Consider the following 19,316-nt stretch of genomic DNA (forward strand, 5'->3'; position numbering starts at 1 on the left):
CTTTCTATCGGCGAACGTCCGACGCCAGCAGAGCGTTGAGCGCACGTCGGGCCGGCGCGCATAGCTCGCTTGCGTGCAGGCCGATGGGGCCGACGCCCGCTTGGACGAGATCGTCAGCGGCGCGACCGTGCAGCCACACGGCCGCGAGTGCGGCTTCGCGCGCACCCATGCCTTGCGCAAGCAATGCGCCGATCATGCCGGTCAACACATCGCCTGTACCACCCGTGGCGAGTCCGCCGTTGCCGGTTGGATTGACGGCCGGCGAGATGCCCGGGGCCGCGATAACCGTGCCCGAGCCCTTGAGCACGACCACCGCGCTCGTCCGATTGACAAGCGCCTTGGCGGCGGCCAGCCGATCGTGCTGCACGGCGTGCGCATCAGTATGCAACAGGCGCGCGGCTTCCAGCGGATGCGGTGTCAGTACCAGCGGGACACCACTTCCGGCCAGTTGTGTGAGGCGTGCGAGCAGGGCCGGCGTTTTCGCAAACAGGTTGAGTGCATCGGCATCGAACACGGCCGGCGTGCGTGCGGAGAGCATGCGGTCCAGGAGATGTTCGAGCGCAGCTTCTGACTCTTTGCCGATGCCCATGCCGGGGCCCACGGCGAGCGCCTGCATGTCGCCCAGATCGAGGGCGCCCCAGGTGTGCAGCATCAATTCAGGTTGCGCGGGGTCGACACGCGGTGCATCGGTGGCAAGCGAGACCACGTGCACCTTGCCCGCGCCTAGATAGAGCGCTCCGCGCGCCGACAGCAGCGGCGCTCCGACCATACCGGCCGCCCCTCCCACGATTGCCGCGCTGCCGTATGTTCCTTTGTGGCCGTTATGCCGGCGGCGCGGCACGTGCGCGAGCCAGCGTGACGGTGTGTTGACGAACGCGTCCGCTTCGATCACGCCGTCATAAGCGGTCTGTGCGGCTTGCAGGTCGGCCAGAGCAATGTCGCCGGAGGCGTCGCGGCCATCCCCCGTCAGTAAGCCCGGCTTGACGGCGAGAAAGGTGATGGTGGCGCGCGCCTGGATAACGGGCGAATTTGAGGCAGGCGGCTGCCCCGTATCGCCATTCAACCCCGAGGGAATGTCCAGTGCGTACACCGGCAGGCCGCTGGCGTTGATGGTGTCGACCAGCGCCGCATGCAATCCCGTCAGCGGCCGGGCGAGTCCAATACCAAAGAGGCCATCGACGATGGCGGCGGTGGCCGCCGGTACCGAAGCCGTCGCGTGCAGACGTTCGATGGGGACATTGGCGGCACAAGCCTCCGTCCAAGCTCGGCGCGCATCGTCGGGCAGCTTGGCCGGGTCTGCGGCAAGCCACACGGTGACGGCACGCCCCGCCAGATGCAGCACCGTCGCCGCCACGAGCGCATCGCCGCCGTTGTTGCCTGGGCCGGCAACGAGCAGCACGTGCCCATGTGGCGCGCGTGTCTGCAGCCAATCGGCGGCAGCTTCGCCCGCGCGCGCCATCAGGGTGAAGGGTTCGAGAGTTCGATACGCAGCTGTTTCCAGTGCGCGGATGCCGGCCGTGCCGAAGAGCAGGTCGGCGCCGGTGTGTGCGGCGAGGGCACCGTTGATCAGGATTTCGCGCCAGGAAGGGTGTGAGGACATGGCAACTACGTTTTCCATTGTGCAGACATGACGATCTATTCTCTTACAATAGCCCGCGTTTCCGGTCCTTTCCCTGCCCGTTGCAATGTCCAAATCGCCGACCACCCCGAAAGCTGATCTGCCGCAATCCGCAGCCAATGAGGATGCAGGAAAGGGCGGGCCGATCGTGTCTTCGTCGCACCTGGTGTCGGCGCGCAGCCCGGAACTGTCGGAGTTCGAGTTCGCGCTCAATACCGCCTACAACGCCTACAACCGCTGGTGCGTGCGCTGCATGGCCGCCGCCGGCGTGCGCGACCTGACCTTCCTCGATGTGCTGGTCGTGCACCACGTCAACCACCGTGGTCGCGCCAAGCGGCTGGCCGACATCTGCTTCGTGCTGAACGTGGAAGACACCCACCTGGTCACGTATTCCCTCAAGAAACTGCAAGGGATGGAACTGGTGGAGGGCACGCGCAACGGCAAGGAAGTCACCTACACCACCACCGAAGCCGGAGAAAAGGCCTGCGCCCGCTACCGCGAGATCCGCGAGCAGTGCCTGACCAGCAATATTTCGCCCAGCGGCGAGGAAAATGCCGAGATTGGCGAGCTGGCGCGCCTGCTGCGCGTGCTGACAGGCCTGTACGAGCAGGCAGCACGGTCCGCCACGTCGCTGTAAAACGGGCGTTTGCAGTCGGTTGCAGACGAGGCAGCGCCATTTTCGGCCGATTTGAGGGTCGGTAACATCGGCAGGGCAAGGTACAATAGCGGTTTTCCCGCGCACGCCGGGAAACCCCTCCTTCCAGCTACTGCCTGCCTTGCCCACCATGGCGCATTTCTCGTGCTTTCCCGGCGCTCTCGCGCTGTCCGCCTTCCGCCAGCAACGCCTGCTTTCCACCCTCAAGCGCATCGATCCGGACATCGATGCCGTCAGTGCCCAATACCTGCATTTCGTGGCCGCCGACGCGCCGCTGTCGGCCGATGAATCCGCCCGTGTGCAAGCGCTGCTGACTTACGGTTCGCCCGCTCCGGCCGATGTCGAGGGCGACCGCTTTGTGGTCATCCCGCGCTTCGGCACGATCTCGCCGTGGGCCAGCAAGGCGACCGAAATCGCCCGCCACTGCGCGCTGCCGCAAATCCATCGCATCGAGCGCGGCGTGGAATTCACCGTCACGTGCAAGAAGGGCCTCATCCGCAGCCTGACCGGCGCTGCCAAGCACCTCGACGACGCCACTCGCGCCGCCGTTGCCGAGCATCTGCACGACCGCATGACCGAAACCGTCATCGACTCGCGCGAAGCCGGCTACGGTCTGTTCGACGTGCTGCCCGCCAAGGCATTGCGCTTTGTGGACATTGGGGGCGGCCATGATGCTGGACGTCGTGCGCTGGAAGCCGCCAACGTCGAAATGGGTCTGGCCTTGTCCGACGATGAGATCGACTACCTGGTCGATGCCTACCGCAAGCTCGAACGCAACCCGACCGACGTCGAGCTGATGATGTTCGCGCAGGCCAACAGCGAGCACTGCCGCCACAAGATCTTCAACGCCGACTGGACCATCGACGGCGAGACGCAGGACAAGTCGCTCTTCGCGATGATCCGCAACACGCACCAGCTTGCGCCGCAGGGCACGATCGTCGCGTATTCCGACAACGCCGCCGTGATGGAAGGCGGCATGGCCGAGCGCTGGTTCCCGCACGCGGGTACGGAAGGCAAGACAGGCGTGCCGCAATACGGCCGCCGCGAAGCGCTCACGCACACGCTGATGAAGGTGGAGACGCACAACCACCCGACGGCCATTTCGCCGTTCCCGGGCGCGTCGACGGGCGCGGGCGGCGAAATCCGCGACGAAGGCGCGACCGGCCGCGGCGCCAAGCCTAAGGCCGGCCTGACAGGTTTTACCGTGTCGAACCTGCTGCTGCCCGAAGCCGTGCAATCGTGGGAAAACGCGCGCGATACCGCTCAGCCCGTCGCGCACCGCAATCCGAATGAAGCTGCACCGGGCCCCGTCGGCAAGCCGGACCGCATCGCTTCGCCGCTGCAGATCATGATTGAAGGCCCGATCGGCGGTGCGGCGTTCAACAACGAATTTGGCCGGCCTAACCTGGGCGGCTATTTCCGCGTCTACGAGCAGAACGTCGGTGGCACCGTGCGTGGCTATCACAAGCCGATCATGATTGCCGGCGGCATCGGCAACATCGACGCCGGTCACACGCACAAGCACGGCCTGCCGGCCGGCACGCTGCTGATCCAGCTGGGTGGCCCCGGCATGCGCATCGGCATGGGCGGCGGCGCTGCCAGCTCGATGGCCACCGGCACCAATACCGCCGACCTGGACTTCGATTCCGTCCAGCGCGGCAACCCAGAAATGCAGCGCCGCGCGCAGGAAGTCATCAACGCGTGCTGGGCGCTCGGCGAAGACAACCCGATCCTGTCGATCCACGACGTGGGCGCGGGCGGCATCTCCAACGCCTTCCCGGAAATCGTCGACGGCGCCGAGAAGGGCGCGCGCTTCGACCTGCGCCACGTGCATCTGGAAGAATCCGGCCTCAGCCCGGCGGAAATCTGGTGCAACGAATCGCAAGAGCGCTACACGTTGGCGATTGCCCCCGGCGATTTCCCGCGCTTCCAGGCCATGTGCGAGCGCGAGCGCGCGCCGTTTTCGGTGGTCGGTTTCGCCACAGATGAACAGCAGCTGCAAGTCGTCGATGGCGACACTGCACCCGACGTCGCCGAGCACTTCCCCGTCAACATGCCGATGGACGTGCTGCTCGGCAAGCCGCCGCGCATGCACCGTGACGTGCACCGCGTCGCGCAGGAATTCCCGGAAGTCGATGTCACCGGCCTGGATCTGGAAGTCGTCGCGCGCGACGTGCTGCGCCACCCGACCGTTGCCAGTAAGTCGTTCCTCATCACCATTGGCGACCGCACCGTTGGTGGCCTGAACACGCGCGACCAGATGGTCGGCCCGTGGCAGGTGCCGGTTGCCGACGTGGCTGTCACCACGCTGGACTACAAAGGCTACGCCGGCGAGGCGATGACGATGGGCGAGCGCACGCCGCTGGCCGTCATCAACGCACCCGCGTCGGGTCGCATGGCCATCGGCGAGTCCATCACGAACATCGCCGCCGCACCGATCGACTCGCTCACGCAACTGAAGCTGTCGGCCAACTGGATGGCCGCCTGCGGGGTGAACGGGGAAGACGCCCGCCTGTACGACACCGTCAAGGCGGTCGGCATGGAGCTGTGCCCGGCGCTGGGCATCAGCATTCCGGTGGGCAAGGATTCGTTGTCGATGCGCACCAAGTGGGAAGACGAAGGCGCAGCGAAGGAAGTGGTCGCGCCGGTCTCGCTGATCGTCTCGGCGTTTGCCCCGGTGACGGATGTGCGCAAGACGCTCACGCCGCAACTCAAGCAGGTCGAATCGGCCAACGCGCCGGCAGACAGCACGCTGATCCTGATCGACCTGGGCCGCGGCAAGAACCGCATGGGCGGCAGCATCCTGGCGCAGGTCACGGAGCAGATCGGCAATAGCGTGCCCGACGTAGACGACGCCGAAGACCTCAAACGCTTCTTCGCAGCCATCCAGCAACTGAACGCCAGCGGCTCGCTGCTCGCCTATCACGACCGTTCGGACGGCGGCCTGTGGGCGACCGTCTGCGAAATGGCGTTTGCGGGCCACTGCGGTGTGTCGATCAACGTCGACATGCTCACGCTGGACGACGCAGCCGACCATGGCGACGCCAAGAACTGGGCGCAGCAAGTCTCCGGCCGCCGTGCCGACCTGACCCTGCGTGCGCTGTTTGCCGAAGAACTCGGTGCCGTCATCCAGGTGCCGCTGGCCCAGCGCGACGCCGTCTTTGCAGTGCTGCGCGAGCACGGCCTGGCTGGTTGCAGCCACGTGATCGGCGCACCCAACGCCAACGATCACATCGAAATCTGGCGCGACGCCAAGAAGGTGTTCAGCGCGACGCGCATCGAACTGCAACGCACCTGGACCGACGTCTCCTGGCGCATCGCCAGCCTGCGCGACAACCCCGAGTGCACGCAGAGCGAATACGACCGCATCCTCGACGCTGAAGACCCGGGCATCTCGCCCAAGCTCACGTTCGACATTGCGGAAGACGTGGCTGCACCGTTCATCGCCACGGGCGCCCGCCCGCGCATGGCCATCCTGCGCGAGCAGGGCGTGAACTCGCAGATCGAAATGGCCTATGCGATGGACAAGGCCGGCTTCGACACCTACGACGTCCACATGAGCGACCTGCTGGCCGGCCGCACGAACCTCGCCAGCTTCAAGGGCTTCGTCGCCTGCGGCGGTTTCAGCTACGGCGACGTGCTGGGCGCGGGCGAAGGCTGGGCGAAGACGATCCTCTTCAACAGCATGCTCGCCGAGCAGTTTGCGGCCTTCTTCAACCGCACCGATTCGATCGCGCTGGGCGTGTGCAACGGCTGCCAGATGATGGCGAACCTCGCCCCGATCATCCCGGGCGCCGGCGCATGGCCAAAGTTCACGCGCAACCAGTCGGAGCAATACGAAGGCCGCCTGGTGACCGTGCAGGTCGAAGCATCGCCGTCGATCTTCTACGCGGGCATGGAAGGCAGCCGCATCCCCATCGTCGTTGCGCACGGTGAAGGCTATGCCGACTTCTCCCAGCAAGGCGACATCGGCAAAGTGGCCGTTGGCCTGCGTTACGTCGACAACCGCGGCGAAGTCACGCAGACGTATCCGCTCAACCCGAACGGCTCGCCGCAGGGCATTGCCTCGGTGACGACGCACGACGGTCGCTTTACTGCCCTGATGCCGCACCCCGAACGCGTGTTCCGCGCCGTGCAAATGAGCTGGCATCCGAAGGAGTGGGAAGCCGCCGGCGACGGCAGCAGCCCGTGGATGCGGATGTTCCGCAATGCGCGCAAGTGGATGGGTTGACCTGTCTGCTGCAGCAATGAAAAACGCGCCGGGGCGACTCGGCGCGTTTTTTTTGCCCCCAGCCAAAGCCATCGACCCCGGCGGCAAGCCATGACCAATGGCCAGGGCAATATTTCCTAGGCAAGTGTTATATTTCGCGCGCATGCGCCCCCATCAATAAGTCAAAAAAAACGGTATCCACCGGACGGCGCGTCAGAGAACAACAACACAAAAATGGGTCGATTGCGCCGCGGTCCTGCCTCTTAGTGGCCAGCGCCCGATCCATGGGTCTATGCAACGAGGGGTCAACATGAACCGGGTCTATCGGCTGGTCTGGAGCCGCACCTTGCGTGCTCCGCAAGTGGTATCCGAACTTACGAAGGCGTCGCACGGGGGCGTTGACGCCAGCCACGATACGGCACCCGCGCGTCGGCGCGCATCCATCATTTCAATCGGTGTGTCACTCGGTCTGGCCAGTGCAGCGCTCCCTGGCTGGGCCGCGACTTGCTCGCCGAGCACGATCGCAAACTGCAGCGCCGCAGGCGGCAACGGCATCCCAAACCGCAGCGGCAATGGGGGCAGCGGCAATGGCGAGGGCGGCGGTTCGTCAACGCTGGGTGGCGGCTCAGCCACTATCCAGGTGCCGGGTAGTCCGACTTCCGGCGGAACCGGCGGTACCGGTGCCACGAACGACAGTGGACAGGGCGGCCCTGGAGGCGCGCCCGATGTGGTGCTCGCTGGCGATGCCGTGGTCAACGCGAACGCGCAGGGCGGGACTGGCCAGGGCTTCGATGGATTCAATTTCGCAGGCGGCGGCGGTGGCGGAGGTGCTGGCGTGTATTCCACCGGCACCAGCGTCACAGTCAGTGGCGGGGTGACCGTGCAGGGCGGCACCGGCGGAAATGGCGGTGCCGGCACATCGGGGCTGGCCTCCAACGGCGGCGGCGGCGGTGGTGGCGGCGCCGCGTTCGTCATAGTGACGCCGGCTGCCGACGTAAACAATCAAGGTACGCTGATCGGCGGCAACGGTGGCAACGGAGGTACAGCCGGGAACCCGGGCGGCGGCGGCGGCGGCGGCGACGGGTTGCTGACCTTGGGCTCCGGTACTCAGGTCACCAACATTGGGACGATCGTCGGCGGTGTAGGCGGTGCCAGTGGTGGCGGCGGCAGCACGGCCGGGACCAGCGGCGCCGGCGTCAATCTGGCTGCCGGGTTCAACGTGCTTTCCAACGTCGGCACGATCACTGGCGGGGCCGGCAATGGCGGTGCCGCGGGCGTGGGCGTCATTTCCAACGGTGACGTCATCGTCAATGGCGGCACCATCAGCGGCGGCCTGTACAGCGATGGTGTCACGCGGGCGGCCGCAATCCAGTTCAACGGGACGAACAACACGCTGCAACTGCTGACGGGTTCCAACATCACCGGAAACCTCGACGTGGCGGCGGGGGCAGCAGCCAAGATCACGGCTGGCAGTGCTGGGCTCTCGCTGTCCAACAACGTCACGCTGGGCGACGCCACGTCGCGCGTCACGCTCGATGCGACCACGACGAACCTCGTGGTGTCTGGCGTCATCTCGGGCGCGGGCAGTGCAGCCGTTACCGGCAGCCGAACGATCACGCTGACAGGCAATAACACCTATACGGGCGATACCACCATCACCACTGGCACGCTGCAGATCGGCAATGGCGGAACCACGGGCTCGGTGGCGGGCAATATCGTCAACAACGGAACGCTGGCCTTCAACCGCAGCGACGCGGTGACGTACGCCGGCACCATCAGCGGCTCGGGCAATCTGGTGCAGGCGGGAGCTGGCACGTTGACCATCTCGGGCACGGCGGGCTATGCCGGCAGCACCACCATCAACGCGGGCACGCTCGCGCTGTCCGGCGCCGGCAGCATTGCCGCCTCCAGCGGCGTGGTCAACAACGGCACCTTCGATATCTCGGCGACGACGTCTGGCGCCACCATCAGCGCGCTGACAGGCTCCGGCGCAGTCGCCCTGGGTGGCCAGACGCTGACCTTGTCCAACGCCGCCGGCACGTTCGGCGGCGTTATCGGTGGCGCAGGCGGGCTGACGGTGGCGGGTGGCACGCAAACGCTGTCGAACACAAACGTCTTTACCGGCGCAGCGACCATCAACGCGGGCACGCTAGCGCTGTCGGGGGCCGGCAGCATCGCGACCTCCGGCGGCGTGGTCAACAACGGCACGTTCGACATCTCCGGCACGACGTCCGGCGCAACCATCAATGCCCTGACGGGCTCCGGCGCCGTCGCCCTGGGCAGCCGGACGCTCAACTTGGCTAATGCCTCTGGCACGTTCAGTGGCGCCATTGGCGGCACAGGCGGCCTCACGCTGGATGGCGGCACGCAAACACTGTCGGGCGTGAACACGTATAGCGGGGCCACGACCGTCAACGCCGGCACGCTGGCGTTGACGGGCGCCGGCCGCCTGGCGTCGGTTACGACTGTGGCGCTCACAGGGGCAACGTCGGCACTCGATCTGTCTGCTGGCGTGAACCAGACCGTGGCGCATCTCTCCGGCGTCACGGGTAGCCGCGTGGTGCTGGGCGGCGCGCTCACGCTGGCTGACGATTCCTCTCAAACCTTCAGCGGCAGCCTGAGTGGCAACGGCGCGTTGATCAAGCAAGGCACGGGCACGCTCACGCTCAATGGTGTCAGCAGCAGCTTCTCTGGGTCGACCACGGTAGCGGGCGGCACCCTGGCGGTCGGTGATGCGGCAAACGCCAGTGCCGTGCTTGGCGGCAATGTCCTGGTGAGCGCGCTTGGCACCCTGCGCGGCCATGGCATGGTTTCCGGCGATATCAGCAGCAGCGGGGTGGTCGCGCCGGGCGGCTCCATCGGAACGCTCTCAGTGGGCGGCAATTACACGCAAGGCGCGACTGGGACGCTCGCCATCGAGGTCAGCCCGACCGACGCGTCGCAACTGCATGTGGGCGGTGCTGCAGCGCTCGGCGGCTCGCTGGCCATCATGTTCGATCCGGGCACCTATGCCGCCCGCCGCTACACCGTGTTGAGCGCAGGCAGTGGCGTGACGGGCCGCTTCGCAAACGTCAGCATGGCGACGGCCGGGGCCAACCTCGGCACGCTGCAGACCTCGGTCGACTACGGAACGAATGCGGTCGACCTGCTGCTTGCTGAAGCTACCGGGCCCAGCACCCCCGGCAGCCCGACCGTGGTGGCACCGACCAAGACCTCCATCTACACGGCGCTTGGTACGACCGCGTTGCTGCAGGCACAGGGCGCCAACTCGGCGCTGCTCGGCCGGTTATCGGGGCCGCAGGACGCCCCGGGCGGCTCCAACGACGTGTGGGTCACGGCCAGCGGCTCCAGCACGAAGGTGGGCGGTACGGGCAACGCGCCGGGCTTCCTCACGCACGCCTATGGGTTCCTCGCGGGAGCGGAGGGCCGCCTTGGTGCTGCCACCGTGGGCGCGGCGGGCGGCTACACGCACACCACGCTGGGCGAAGACACCACCGGCGCATCGGGCGCCATCGACACCCTGCGCGTCGCGCTTTACGGGGCGCAGCCGATGGGCGCCGTCAATCTGTCGGCCACGGTCGGCTACGGGCTCGATTTCTTCTCGCAGAAGCGGCCGTTCGGCAGCGTTGGTACCGCCGAGGGCGACCATCTCGCGCACGAATTCACCGCCGCCACCCAAGCCAGCTTGCCGATGGAAGCGGGCGGCATCCGGCTCGCGCCGCATGTAGGCCTCCGATATGCGTACGTGCGCGGCAGCGGCTTTGGCGAGAACGGTGCCAACGGCCAGAACCTGCAAGTCGGCCCGGACAGCGCGCGCAGTCTCCAACCGTATGTGGGTGTCACGCTCGACAAGGCCTTCGGCGATGTGCGCCCGGTCAACGTGCAGCTTCGCCTGGGCTACGCGCACGAGCTGATGAACGCCGGCCGCGTCGTCCAGGTCCAGAGCCAGGACGGCACCGTGTTCGCCGCCCCCGGCACCGACCTGCCGCGTTCGTTCCTGACCACCGGGGCCAGCGTCACGCTTCAGGCCGCCAAGGCGACCACGGTGTCGTTGGGCGTGGATGCCACCATCAATACGAGCCATGTGTCTGCGCAGTCCGCATATGTGCGTGTCAACCACAGGTTCTGACGGAGCAAGGCGTGCAGATGCGCACGCTAGTTAGATCGACGAACAACGCGCCGGGGCAACTCGGCGCGTTTTTTTTTTGCTGCGCCACGCGTGTGCGGCATGTTGACTTGCATCAATGGCAAAAACGGCATGGCGCCTAGATTTCCGTAGAGAGGGGGCTGTAGCAGCCAGAAGCCGACAGAGCAACAGAGCAACGGAGCGCGGGACGCATCCATGGAGACGCAAATGAACACGATTCGCACACTTGCTTCCACGCTTGTCGTCGCCGGAGTGGCGATGGCCGCGGAGGGCATCCACGCGCAGACGCTGGAAAAGATCGCGGCGGCAGACAAGATCACCGTCGGTTATCGTGAAGCGGCGGTTCCGTTCAGCTACTTGCTGGGCCCGAACAAGGCCGTTGGACTCTCCGTCGATCTGACGCAGGCCATCGTCGACGATGTACGCGCGCGGTTGAAGAAGCCGTCTTTGCAGGTCGACGCGATTCCAGTCACCGGCACGAACCGGATTCCGCTGCTGGTCAATGGCACCTACGACCTCGAATGCGGATCCACCACCAACACAAGCGCGCGAGGCAAGGAGGTGGCTTTCTCGATCAACTTCTTCTACGCGGGAACGCGCCTTTTGACCAAGCGCGATTCGGGCATCAAGAACTACACGGACTTGGCGAACAAGACCGTCGCCAGCACTGCCGGCAGCACGAACGAGAAGGTGCTGAAGAAATTTGCCGTCGACCACAACATCGACGTCCAGATCATCTCCGGCAAGGACTATGCAGACGGGCTGAAGTTGGTCGAAACCGGCCGAGCGTCGGCATTGGCGCTGGATGACGTGCTGCTATACGGCCTGCGGGCCAATTCGGCCAATCCGGCTGCGCTGGAAGTCGTGGCAGAAACCCTGCAGGTTGAGCCGTACGCCTGCATGGTCCGCAAGGACGACCCCGCCTTCAAGCGGCTTGTGGATGCGACCATCAAACGCCTTATGAAGTCCGGCGAGTTCACAGCGCTGTACAAGAAGTGGTTCGAGTCACCTATCCCGCCCGCCGGTGCAAACCTCGACATGCCGATGAGCGACGCGCTGCGCGCCAATCTGAAGAAGCGCAGCGACAAGCCAGCGCAGTGACGCGTTCAATATCGCCTGCTCGATGCCGTCTCCAAAGGGCCATCCACCGCGTATTCCCACCGAGAGCCAATCGCTATCTGCACGCAAACACAGCGGTGGGGATTCACGGATTGGCGGCGGCGGGCCTATCAACGGCGGCTTGGCGACCAAACCTTTCGACGACACCGCGCCACAACGCCTCGCGCTCTGCGCCCAGGTGCGCGCCGCTTGCATCGCCCGACGCGTCTTGTCCCACCGCAAGATGGACCATGGTGAGCCTGGATTGCGGGTCCACGTAGATCGCCTGTCCATGGATGCCGAGCAGCACGAAGCGCCGCGCCTGTCCTGGCAGAAGCCAGACCTGGAAGCCGTAACCGTAGTAGCGGCTGCCGTGATACGTCATCTGCCCCGGGCGAAACGCGTCGGGCTGGCGCGCTGCGTCGGTCATGTCGAGCAGGAACGCTCGCGGCACGACTTGGCGGCCTTGCACCGCGCCATCGTTGGCCAGCATGGACCCGAGGCGCGCGTAGTCCCGCGCCGTCGCATTGAAGCCGCCTTGGGCAAATGCCGATCCGTCGGATTGACGCAGGAGGTAGGTCGCCTTGGCTTCGGCCCCCATCGGCTTCCATAGCTTGTCGTCAACGAAGTCGCACAGGCTGCGTTGCGTCGCCGCCTGCAGCACGAGCGCCAACACTTCGGTTTGCGCACCCGCATAGTTGAAGCGCGTGCCCGGCGCATCGGCGCGCTCGTTGACCTGGGCCGCTGCCGCGAGCACGCCTTGCTTTGCTGCCGTCTTGAGAAAACGTGCACGGTCGTCGGTGGGGGTGTAGTCCTCGACGTACTTCGCGCCGGAGGCCATGCGCAGCAGATCGACGATGCGCGTTCCACCGTACAGCGTGCCTGCCAGTTCAGACACGTATTGGTCCACACGATCATCCAGCGAGCGCAGGCTTCCATCCTCCAGCGCCTTGCCGATGGCCAGTGCCACCAGCGTCTTGGCCATCGAGTTGGACAGCATCCGCATGTCTCGCGTGCGGTCGTAGCCGTAATGCTCGGCCAGGATGACGCCGTCCTGAACGATCAGCACAGCGGTTGCGCGCTGATGCTCCATGTAGTCGGCCAGCGTGTAGTCATGGTTGCGGAAGCGATACCGGACATCCGCCTCCTTGTCTGCGATCTTGAGCTGCACCGGTTGGTCGGCCGGCGCCAGTTCACAAGACGGCGAGATGCGGTCCATGCCGCTGAAGGCGCCCACGATGTACTGGGCCTCGTGGATGCGCGCCGCGCTAGGCGCAAGCGGATAGCCTTGCGCCTTGCCGAGTCGATCTTCATCGGGAGAGGCGACGGCGACGCTGCAAGCGAGCAGCGCGCACATCGCGCAGTGTTGGAGAGCGTTCATTGGCTGGGTCGGGGGTGAGATTGCTGGCGGCGGCAAGCCGTGAGACTACACCGGCCGCGAGGCGGAGCGCCTACGCATTCGTGCCCAGCGGTTCCAGATACGGCTCCAGCAGCTCGCTCATCCAGTTCATGAAGACCTGCACCCGCACCGGCAGGTTTCGCCGGTTCGGATACACCAGCGAGACCGGCATCGGCGGCGGCCGGAAGTCAGGCATGACGTCGATGAGCGTACCGTCTGCAATCGCCGACGACAGCCCCGCGTACACCGGTGCCTGGATCATTCCCAGCCCCGCGCGGCACGCTGCGTCGTAGCTCTCGGCCGAGCTGACGGTCACCGCGCCTTTCATCGGCCGAAACGCGGAGCGGCCGTCCACCGTGTATTCCCACCCCGGCGACTTCGTGCCCAACGTCTGCACGTAATGGACGATGCGATGGTGGTCGAGGTCGTCGAGCGTTTTCGGCATGCCATAGCGCGCGATGTAGGCCGGGCTGGCGCAGTTCACCTGATGCAACTGGCCGAGCGGGCGGGCGATGAGGCTGCTGTCGGTCAGGTTGCCGATGCGCAGAACGCAGTCGAAGCCTTCACGCACTGGGTCCACGCGGCGGTCGGTGCTGGAGAGTTCGATTTCCAGCTCGGGATGCGCATCGAGCAGCGCGGGCAGGGCGGGGATGACGATGCGGCGCGCAACGCCCACCGGCATGTCGACGCGCAGCCGGCCGCGCAGCGCCTGCGGGCTCTGTCGGAACATGGTCTGCAGTTCGTCCATGTCGACCAGCAGGTCCTGGCAGCGCTCGTAGAACGTCTGGCCGTCCTGCGTGAGCTGCACCTTGCGGGTGGTCCGGTGCAGCAGGCGCGTGCCGAGCATCGTTTCGAGTTGTTGCACCGCCACCGAGGCGGCCGGCTTGGGAATACTCAGCGCCTCCGCCGCACGCGTGAAGCTGGCAAGTTCAGCCACGCGCACAAAAATCTGCATGGCTTCGAGTCGGTTGGTAGACATGGCGGGCGGGTTGATTGTTATCTATGAACAAACACAGCAATAGGATATGCGAGATTTATTCTTTGTTTGCCGCCCAATACCATGCTCTCACGGTGTTCGACACCCATCTCAAATCCAACCGGAGAGCAAACATGACGCAGACCCACACCCCCATTGCGATCGTCACCGGCGGCAGCCGCGGCCTTGGCAAGAATATGGTGCAGAAGCTGGCCCAGCGTGGCACCGACGTGATCTTTACGTACCGCACGAACCGGGCGGAAGCCGACGCCCTTGTCGCTGAACTGACTGCCCAGGGCCGCCGTGCCGCCGCCCTGCAGCTGGACGCCGGCAAGATCGCCAGGTTCCCCGCTTTTGCCGACGCCGTGCGCGGTGTGCTGGCGCAGTGGAAGGCTGAACGCTTCGATTTCCTGGTCAACAACGCTGGCGTCGGCGTGCATGCCGCCGTGGCCGAAACCACCGAAGCCCAGTTCGACGAACTGATGAACGTGCACTTCAAAGGCGTGTTCTTCCTCACGCAGATCCTGCTGCCGCTCATGGCCGACGGCGGACGCATCGTCAATGTCTCGTCAGGTCTCGCACGCTTTGCGCTGCCGGGCTACGGCGCGTATGCGGCGATGAAGGGGGCGGTGGAGGTGCTCACGCGCTATCTGGCGAAGGAACTTGGCCCGCGCGGCATTGCCGTGAACGTGGTCGCGCCGGGCGCAATCGAGACGGACTTTGGCGGCGGAGCCGTGCGCGACAACGCCGATTTGAACGCGATGGTGGCATCCAATACGGCGCTTGGCCGCGCTGGTGTGCCGGATGATATCGGCGGCGTGGTGGCCTCGCTGCTGTCGCCGGATAACCGCTGGATCAACGCTCAGCGGATTGAGGCATCGGGCGGGATGTTCCTGTAAGCGGCGCGCCTCCCCGCGCATGGGGTTCAGAACGCCAACTGTGGAGTTCTGAACTCCAGGCGCCGAGCTCTGAGCTCCAGGCGCCGAGCTCCGAGCCCCATGCGCCGAGCTCCGAGCCCCATGCGCCGAGCTCTGAGCCCCATGCGCCGAGCAAAAAGCCTCGCGCATCGAGTTCTGAGCTCGGAATTTCAAGAAAAGAGGCTCGGCGGGTCTGTCAGTTATTTCGTGCTTGACGCTCAGCGTGGGAGGCTCGCCTTGCACTGTCATCCGGATAGGGGAAGCGGCGTGCCGCGCATCGATCGCTCTCCCCCGGACGGTGGACGGACTGGCCACCGCTTGCCCCTTCTGCATCGCAGCGAAATGAACCGAGCGGCGAGCCACCGTTGCTGTGCTCGCCCGTGTGGGCTTGATGCGAGCGATTGGCTGCAGTGCACCGTTAGTTTTGGTTTGCACAGCGATAAAAATTACTTCACTCCGCGGTCGTAAGCATTTCCTAAGCTTACGCGGCAACGGCTGCCTGAGCGCCTTTCACCCGACCCCGCCGGGTTTCGGGGTGATTGACGTGATGGCGGAACGCAATGGCATCGCTTCGCCATTGGAGCTCGAGGTAACGGCATGCGGGGCATCGTGTGTATGGCTCCGCAGCCAGTGCCCACGCGTTGCACACCCAGAAGAAGGGGGGCGTCCACCACAGGCAGTCTCCGAACCAGGAGGTTCTCATGTCTTGTAACAGAGCGACTGCGCTGCTGCGCAGAAGCATGCTGACGGCGGCCGTGATCGCCAGCCCGACGCTTTGGGCGGCCACGCTCGTTTCCGGCCCCAGCCCGTTTGCCGGGTGTACCGTCGGCGGGGCAGGGACGAATTACGTGAACGCAGAAGTCGAGCCTTACGTCGCGGTCAACCCCGCGAATCCAACGAACTACATTGGGGTCTGGCAGCAGGACCGGTGGTCCAATGGCGGCGCACATGGCCTGATGTCTGCGGCTTCGTTCGATGGCGGGGCCACGTGGAAGCCAGTGCCTCAGCCGTTCAGCGCGTGTGCAGGTGGGCTGGGGTACGAGCGGGCGTCCGATCCGTGGGTGTCCTTCGGGCCTGACGGTACAGCCTACTCGGTGTCGATTTCGTTCAACCACACCAACAACAGCAACGCAGTGGGTGCAGCCGTCTCAAGAGACGGCGGCTTGAGCTGGACTCTCCTCACGAAGCTCATCACCGACGACGAACCGAGCACGCAGTTCTTCAACGACAAGGAGTCAGTGACGGCAGACCCCGTCAAGCGCGGCGTGGCCTACGCAGTGTGGGACCGCCTGGAGCAACCCAATGGCAACCCCTATGCGGATCAACATGCACTGGCGTTTCGTGGGCCGGGGATGTTCTCCAAGACGGTGGACGGGGGCCAGACCTGGAGTGCGCCCAGCGTGATGGTGAACACGCCGTCGGAGTATCAGACTATCGGCAACCAGATCGTGGTGAACGCGCAGACTGGCGCGCTGTACGACTTTTTCAACTACATCCACGCGCCCGGCAGATCGGCCGGCAGCAACAGCGTGGCGTTCGTCAAATCGACGGATGGCGGAGCTACGTGGAGCAAGCCGCAGGTCATTGCGAGCCTGCAACTGGTGAGCGTCACAGATCCGAACACCGGCGAGGCATTGCGCACGGGCGACATCATCCCCGAGCCTGCCATCGACCCGGCCACGGGGCAGCTCTATGTGGTCTGGCAGGATGGGCGCTTCAGCGGTGGCGCGCATGCGGATATCTCGCTCTCAACCTCCACCGATGGCGGCCGGACCTGGAGCGCGCCAAGCCAAGTGAACACGTCGACAGGCAAGGCGGCCTTCAACGCAATGGTGAGCGTCAATTCCGCCGGTACCGTGGCGGTGACGTACTACGACCTGCGCAATCTGGCAGCGGGCAATACCACCACACTGCCGACGGACTACTGGCAGACGCAGTCGACCAACGGCGGGCAATCCTTCGGCAGTGAATCGCACCTGGCCGGGCCGTTCGACATGAAGACGGCGCCCGTTGCGGAGGGCTTCTTCATTGGCGACTACGCTGGCCTGGCGGCGACCGGCACGAAGTTCGTGCCGTTCTTCATCCAGACCAACTCGGGCAACGTGACCAACCGGACGGACGTGTTCGTTTCGCCATAACGGCACGCGTTGGGGCGGACGTTGTCAGGCCACGGCCTTGGCGGCGGCCCGCCCCCGCAGCCACTCAAACGTCAACAGCAGACACGTCGAAAACACAATCAGAATCGTCGCCAGCGCCGCAATCGTCGGCGAGATGTTTTCGCGAATCCCGGTAAACATTTGGCGCGGCAGCGTCACCTGATCGGCCCCCGCTAGGAAGAGCGTCGCCACCACTTCATCAAACGACGTGGCAAACGCAAACAGCGCCCCGGAAATCACGCCCGGTGCGATGACGGGCAGAGTGATGCGGAAGAACGTCATGACCGGGTTCGCACCCAGCGACAAGCTCGCCCGCACGAGGTTGTGATTGAAGCCCTGCAGCGTCGCCAGCACGGTCGTCACCACAAAGGGCACGCCCAGCGCCGCATGCGCGAGGATCAGCCCGATATACGTGTTGGCCAGCCCCAGCGGTGCAAAGAACAGATACATGCCCACGCCGACCACCACCACCGGCACGATCATCGGCGACACCAGCACTGCCATCAGCAGGCCCTTGCCACGGAAGTCGGCCTTGTTCAGCCCGATGGCGGCCAGCGTGCCCAGCACCGTTGCCACGATCGTGGCGGCGGGCGCAACGATGAAACTGTTCTTGGCGGCCATGCGCCATTCGTCTGACGTGACGAGGTTCTGATACCAGCGCAGCGAATAGCTCGGGATGGGGTACGAGAGGAACGTGCTCGATGAGAACGACAGCGGCACGATCACCAGCACCGGCAGCACAAGGTAGAGCAGCGTTAGCACGGCCAGGCCGCGTAGCGAGAAGTACCAGATGCGTTCAATGAGCGAGGTGTGCGGGGCAAACATCGGTTTGGCGAGTTTCATGGTCGATGTTCTCCGTTAGCCGACACGAACCTTGGGTCGCGTAAAGCGGCCGTACACCGCGTACAGCACGAGCGTGGCCAACAACAGGAGCGCACCCAGCGCGCAGGCCATGCCCCAGTTGATGGTGACGTTGGTGAAGTAGGCCACGTAGTAGCTGACCATCTGATCGTTCGGCCCGCCCAGCAGCGCGGGGGTGATGTAGTAACCGAGTGCGAGGATGAACACCAGCAGCGCACCGGCACCGATGCCTGGATACGTCTGCGGTACGTACACGCGCCAGAACGCGGCAAACGGATGGCTGCCCAGCGACACGGCCGCGCGCTGGTATGTGGGCGGGATCGACTTCATCACGCTGTACAGCGGCAGGATCATGAACGGCAGCAGGATGTGCGTCATCGAGATGTACACACCCACGCGGTTGAACAGCAGCCCCAGCGGCTCCTTGATGATGCCGAGGTCCATCAGCCCGTGGTTGATGAGGCCTTCGGTCTGCAGCAGCACGATCCACGCTGCCACGCGCACAAGGATGGACGTCCAGAACGGGATGAGCACCATCACCATGACCAGATTGGCACGACGCTCCGGCAGCGAGGCGATCCAGTACGACAGCGGGTAGCCGAGCAGCAGGGCGAACACCGTCACCATTGCGCTGATGACGAAGGTGCGGATGAACACCGTCACGTAGATCTGCTCGTCGGGGTCGGTCGCTTCGATATGGCCGAAGGCATCTTGCCGGTGGTCCAGCGCGGCCAGCAGGTAGAACGGCGACGTGCGGCTGCTGTTCTTCGCGATGGCCTGCCAGTACGAGACATCGCCCCAGCGCTCGTCGACTTCGAGCAGCTTGGCACGGGTCTGGCCGGGCGTCAGCGCCAATGGCTTGCCGTTGTCATCAGCCAGCGGCATGGCGCGCGCCGTCTTGGCGACCAGCGAGCGGAAGCCCGGAATTTCAGTGTTGAGGCGGCGGGCCAGTGCGCCCATCGCTTCACCTTCGCTCACGATCGTGAGGTCTGCGGCAAGCGCGGCATAGGCGGCGTCGGCCGGCGGGCTCTTGCGGTCCCAGTCTTTCAGGGCGATACCCGTCTTGGGCAGCGCATCGGCCACCTCGGGGTTCTGCACGGCGCGCGTGAGCAGGGCGCCGATCGGCACGACAAAAATGAGCAGCAGGAAGATGGCGAGCGGCGCCACCAGCGCCAGCGCCATGGCACGCCTGCGCGCCTCAGCGCTCTTCAATTCGCGTTTGAGTTTGGCCGTCGAATCAGGAACCGATTCAGCCGCGATCGTCATGGTGTTCAATGCT

At 65.2% G+C, this 19,316-nt stretch carries 11 protein-coding genes; 6 read left to right on the plus strand and 5 right to left on the minus strand.

Features of this window, described 5'->3' with window-relative positions; genetic code table 11:
• Positions 1–4: 4 nt before the first annotated feature.
• Entirely contained in the window at positions 5–1,600 is a 1,596-nt protein-coding gene (locus tag BM136_RS03385) for an NAD(P)H-hydrate dehydratase (protein WP_092970259.1), read from the minus strand.
• 85 nt (positions 1,601–1,685) lie between these two features.
• Between BM136_RS03385 and BM136_RS03390 the strand changes: the two genes are divergently transcribed.
• The 4 genes from BM136_RS03390 (at position 1,686) to BM136_RS03405 (ending at position 11,731) form a co-directional block, all read left to right on the plus strand.
• Complete coding sequence (locus tag BM136_RS03390) at positions 1,686–2,255, plus strand: winged helix DNA-binding protein (protein ID WP_009238068.1); 570 nt, start codon at positions 1,686–1,688, stop codon at positions 2,253–2,255.
• 148 nt (positions 2,256–2,403) lie between these two features.
• The gene (gene purL, locus BM136_RS03395) at positions 2,404–6,504 is read left to right on the plus strand and encodes a phosphoribosylformylglycinamidine synthase (protein WP_092970261.1); all 4,101 of its coding nucleotides are present in this window, start codon (positions 2,404–2,406) and stop codon (positions 6,502–6,504) included.
• A gap of 289 nt (positions 6,505–6,793) precedes the next feature.
• Entirely contained in the window at positions 6,794–10,612 is a 3,819-nt protein-coding gene (locus BM136_RS03400; protein WP_092970263.1) for an autotransporter domain-containing protein, read from the plus strand.
• 225 nt (positions 10,613–10,837) lie between these two features.
• A complete protein-coding gene (locus BM136_RS03405) occupies positions 10,838–11,731 on the plus strand; it encodes a transporter substrate-binding domain-containing protein (RefSeq protein WP_092970265.1) in 894 nt (297 codons plus the stop codon).
• A gap of 103 nt (positions 11,732–11,834) precedes the next feature.
• On the opposite strand, the gene BM136_RS03410 is transcribed toward BM136_RS03405, so the two are convergent.
• Positions 11,835–13,109, minus strand: a complete 1,275-nt coding sequence (locus tag BM136_RS03410) for a serine hydrolase domain-containing protein (RefSeq protein WP_254775604.1) — start codon at positions 13,107–13,109, stop codon at positions 11,835–11,837.
• A gap of 70 nt (positions 13,110–13,179) precedes the next feature.
• A complete protein-coding gene (locus BM136_RS03415; protein WP_092970269.1) occupies positions 13,180–14,106 on the minus strand; it encodes a LysR family transcriptional regulator in 927 nt (308 codons plus the stop codon).
• A 131-nt stretch (positions 14,107–14,237) separates the two neighbouring features.
• On the opposite strand from BM136_RS03415, the gene BM136_RS03420 reads away from it, so the two are divergent.
• Together BM136_RS03420 and BM136_RS03430 are read left to right on the plus strand one after the other, a co-directional pair.
• Positions 14,238–15,002: an SDR family NAD(P)-dependent oxidoreductase gene (locus BM136_RS03420; protein ID WP_092970271.1), complete on the plus strand. Its 765-nt coding sequence runs from the start codon at positions 14,238–14,240 to the stop codon at positions 15,000–15,002.
• Positions 15,003–15,760: 758 nt separating this feature from the next.
• The gene (locus BM136_RS03430) at positions 15,761–17,158 is read left to right on the plus strand and encodes a sialidase family protein (protein ID WP_254775611.1); all 1,398 of its coding nucleotides are present in this window, start codon (positions 15,761–15,763) and stop codon (positions 17,156–17,158) included.
• A 24-nt stretch (positions 17,159–17,182) separates the two neighbouring features.
• Here BM136_RS03430 and BM136_RS03435 read toward each other — a convergent pair whose 3' ends face one another.
• A complete protein-coding gene (locus BM136_RS03435; protein ID WP_092970277.1) occupies positions 17,183–18,019 on the minus strand; it encodes an ABC transporter permease in 837 nt (278 codons plus the stop codon).
• Positions 18,020–18,034: 15 nt separating this feature from the next.
• Positions 18,035–19,303, minus strand: coding sequence for an ABC transporter permease (locus tag BM136_RS03440; RefSeq protein ID WP_092970278.1), 1,269 nt, complete (start codon positions 19,301–19,303; stop codon positions 18,035–18,037).
• Positions 19,304–19,316: the final 13 nt, after the last annotated feature.

The organism is Ralstonia sp. NFACC01 (assembly GCF_900115545.1).
Taxonomy (GTDB): domain Bacteria; phylum Pseudomonadota; class Gammaproteobacteria; order Burkholderiales; family Burkholderiaceae; genus Ralstonia; species Ralstonia mojiangensis.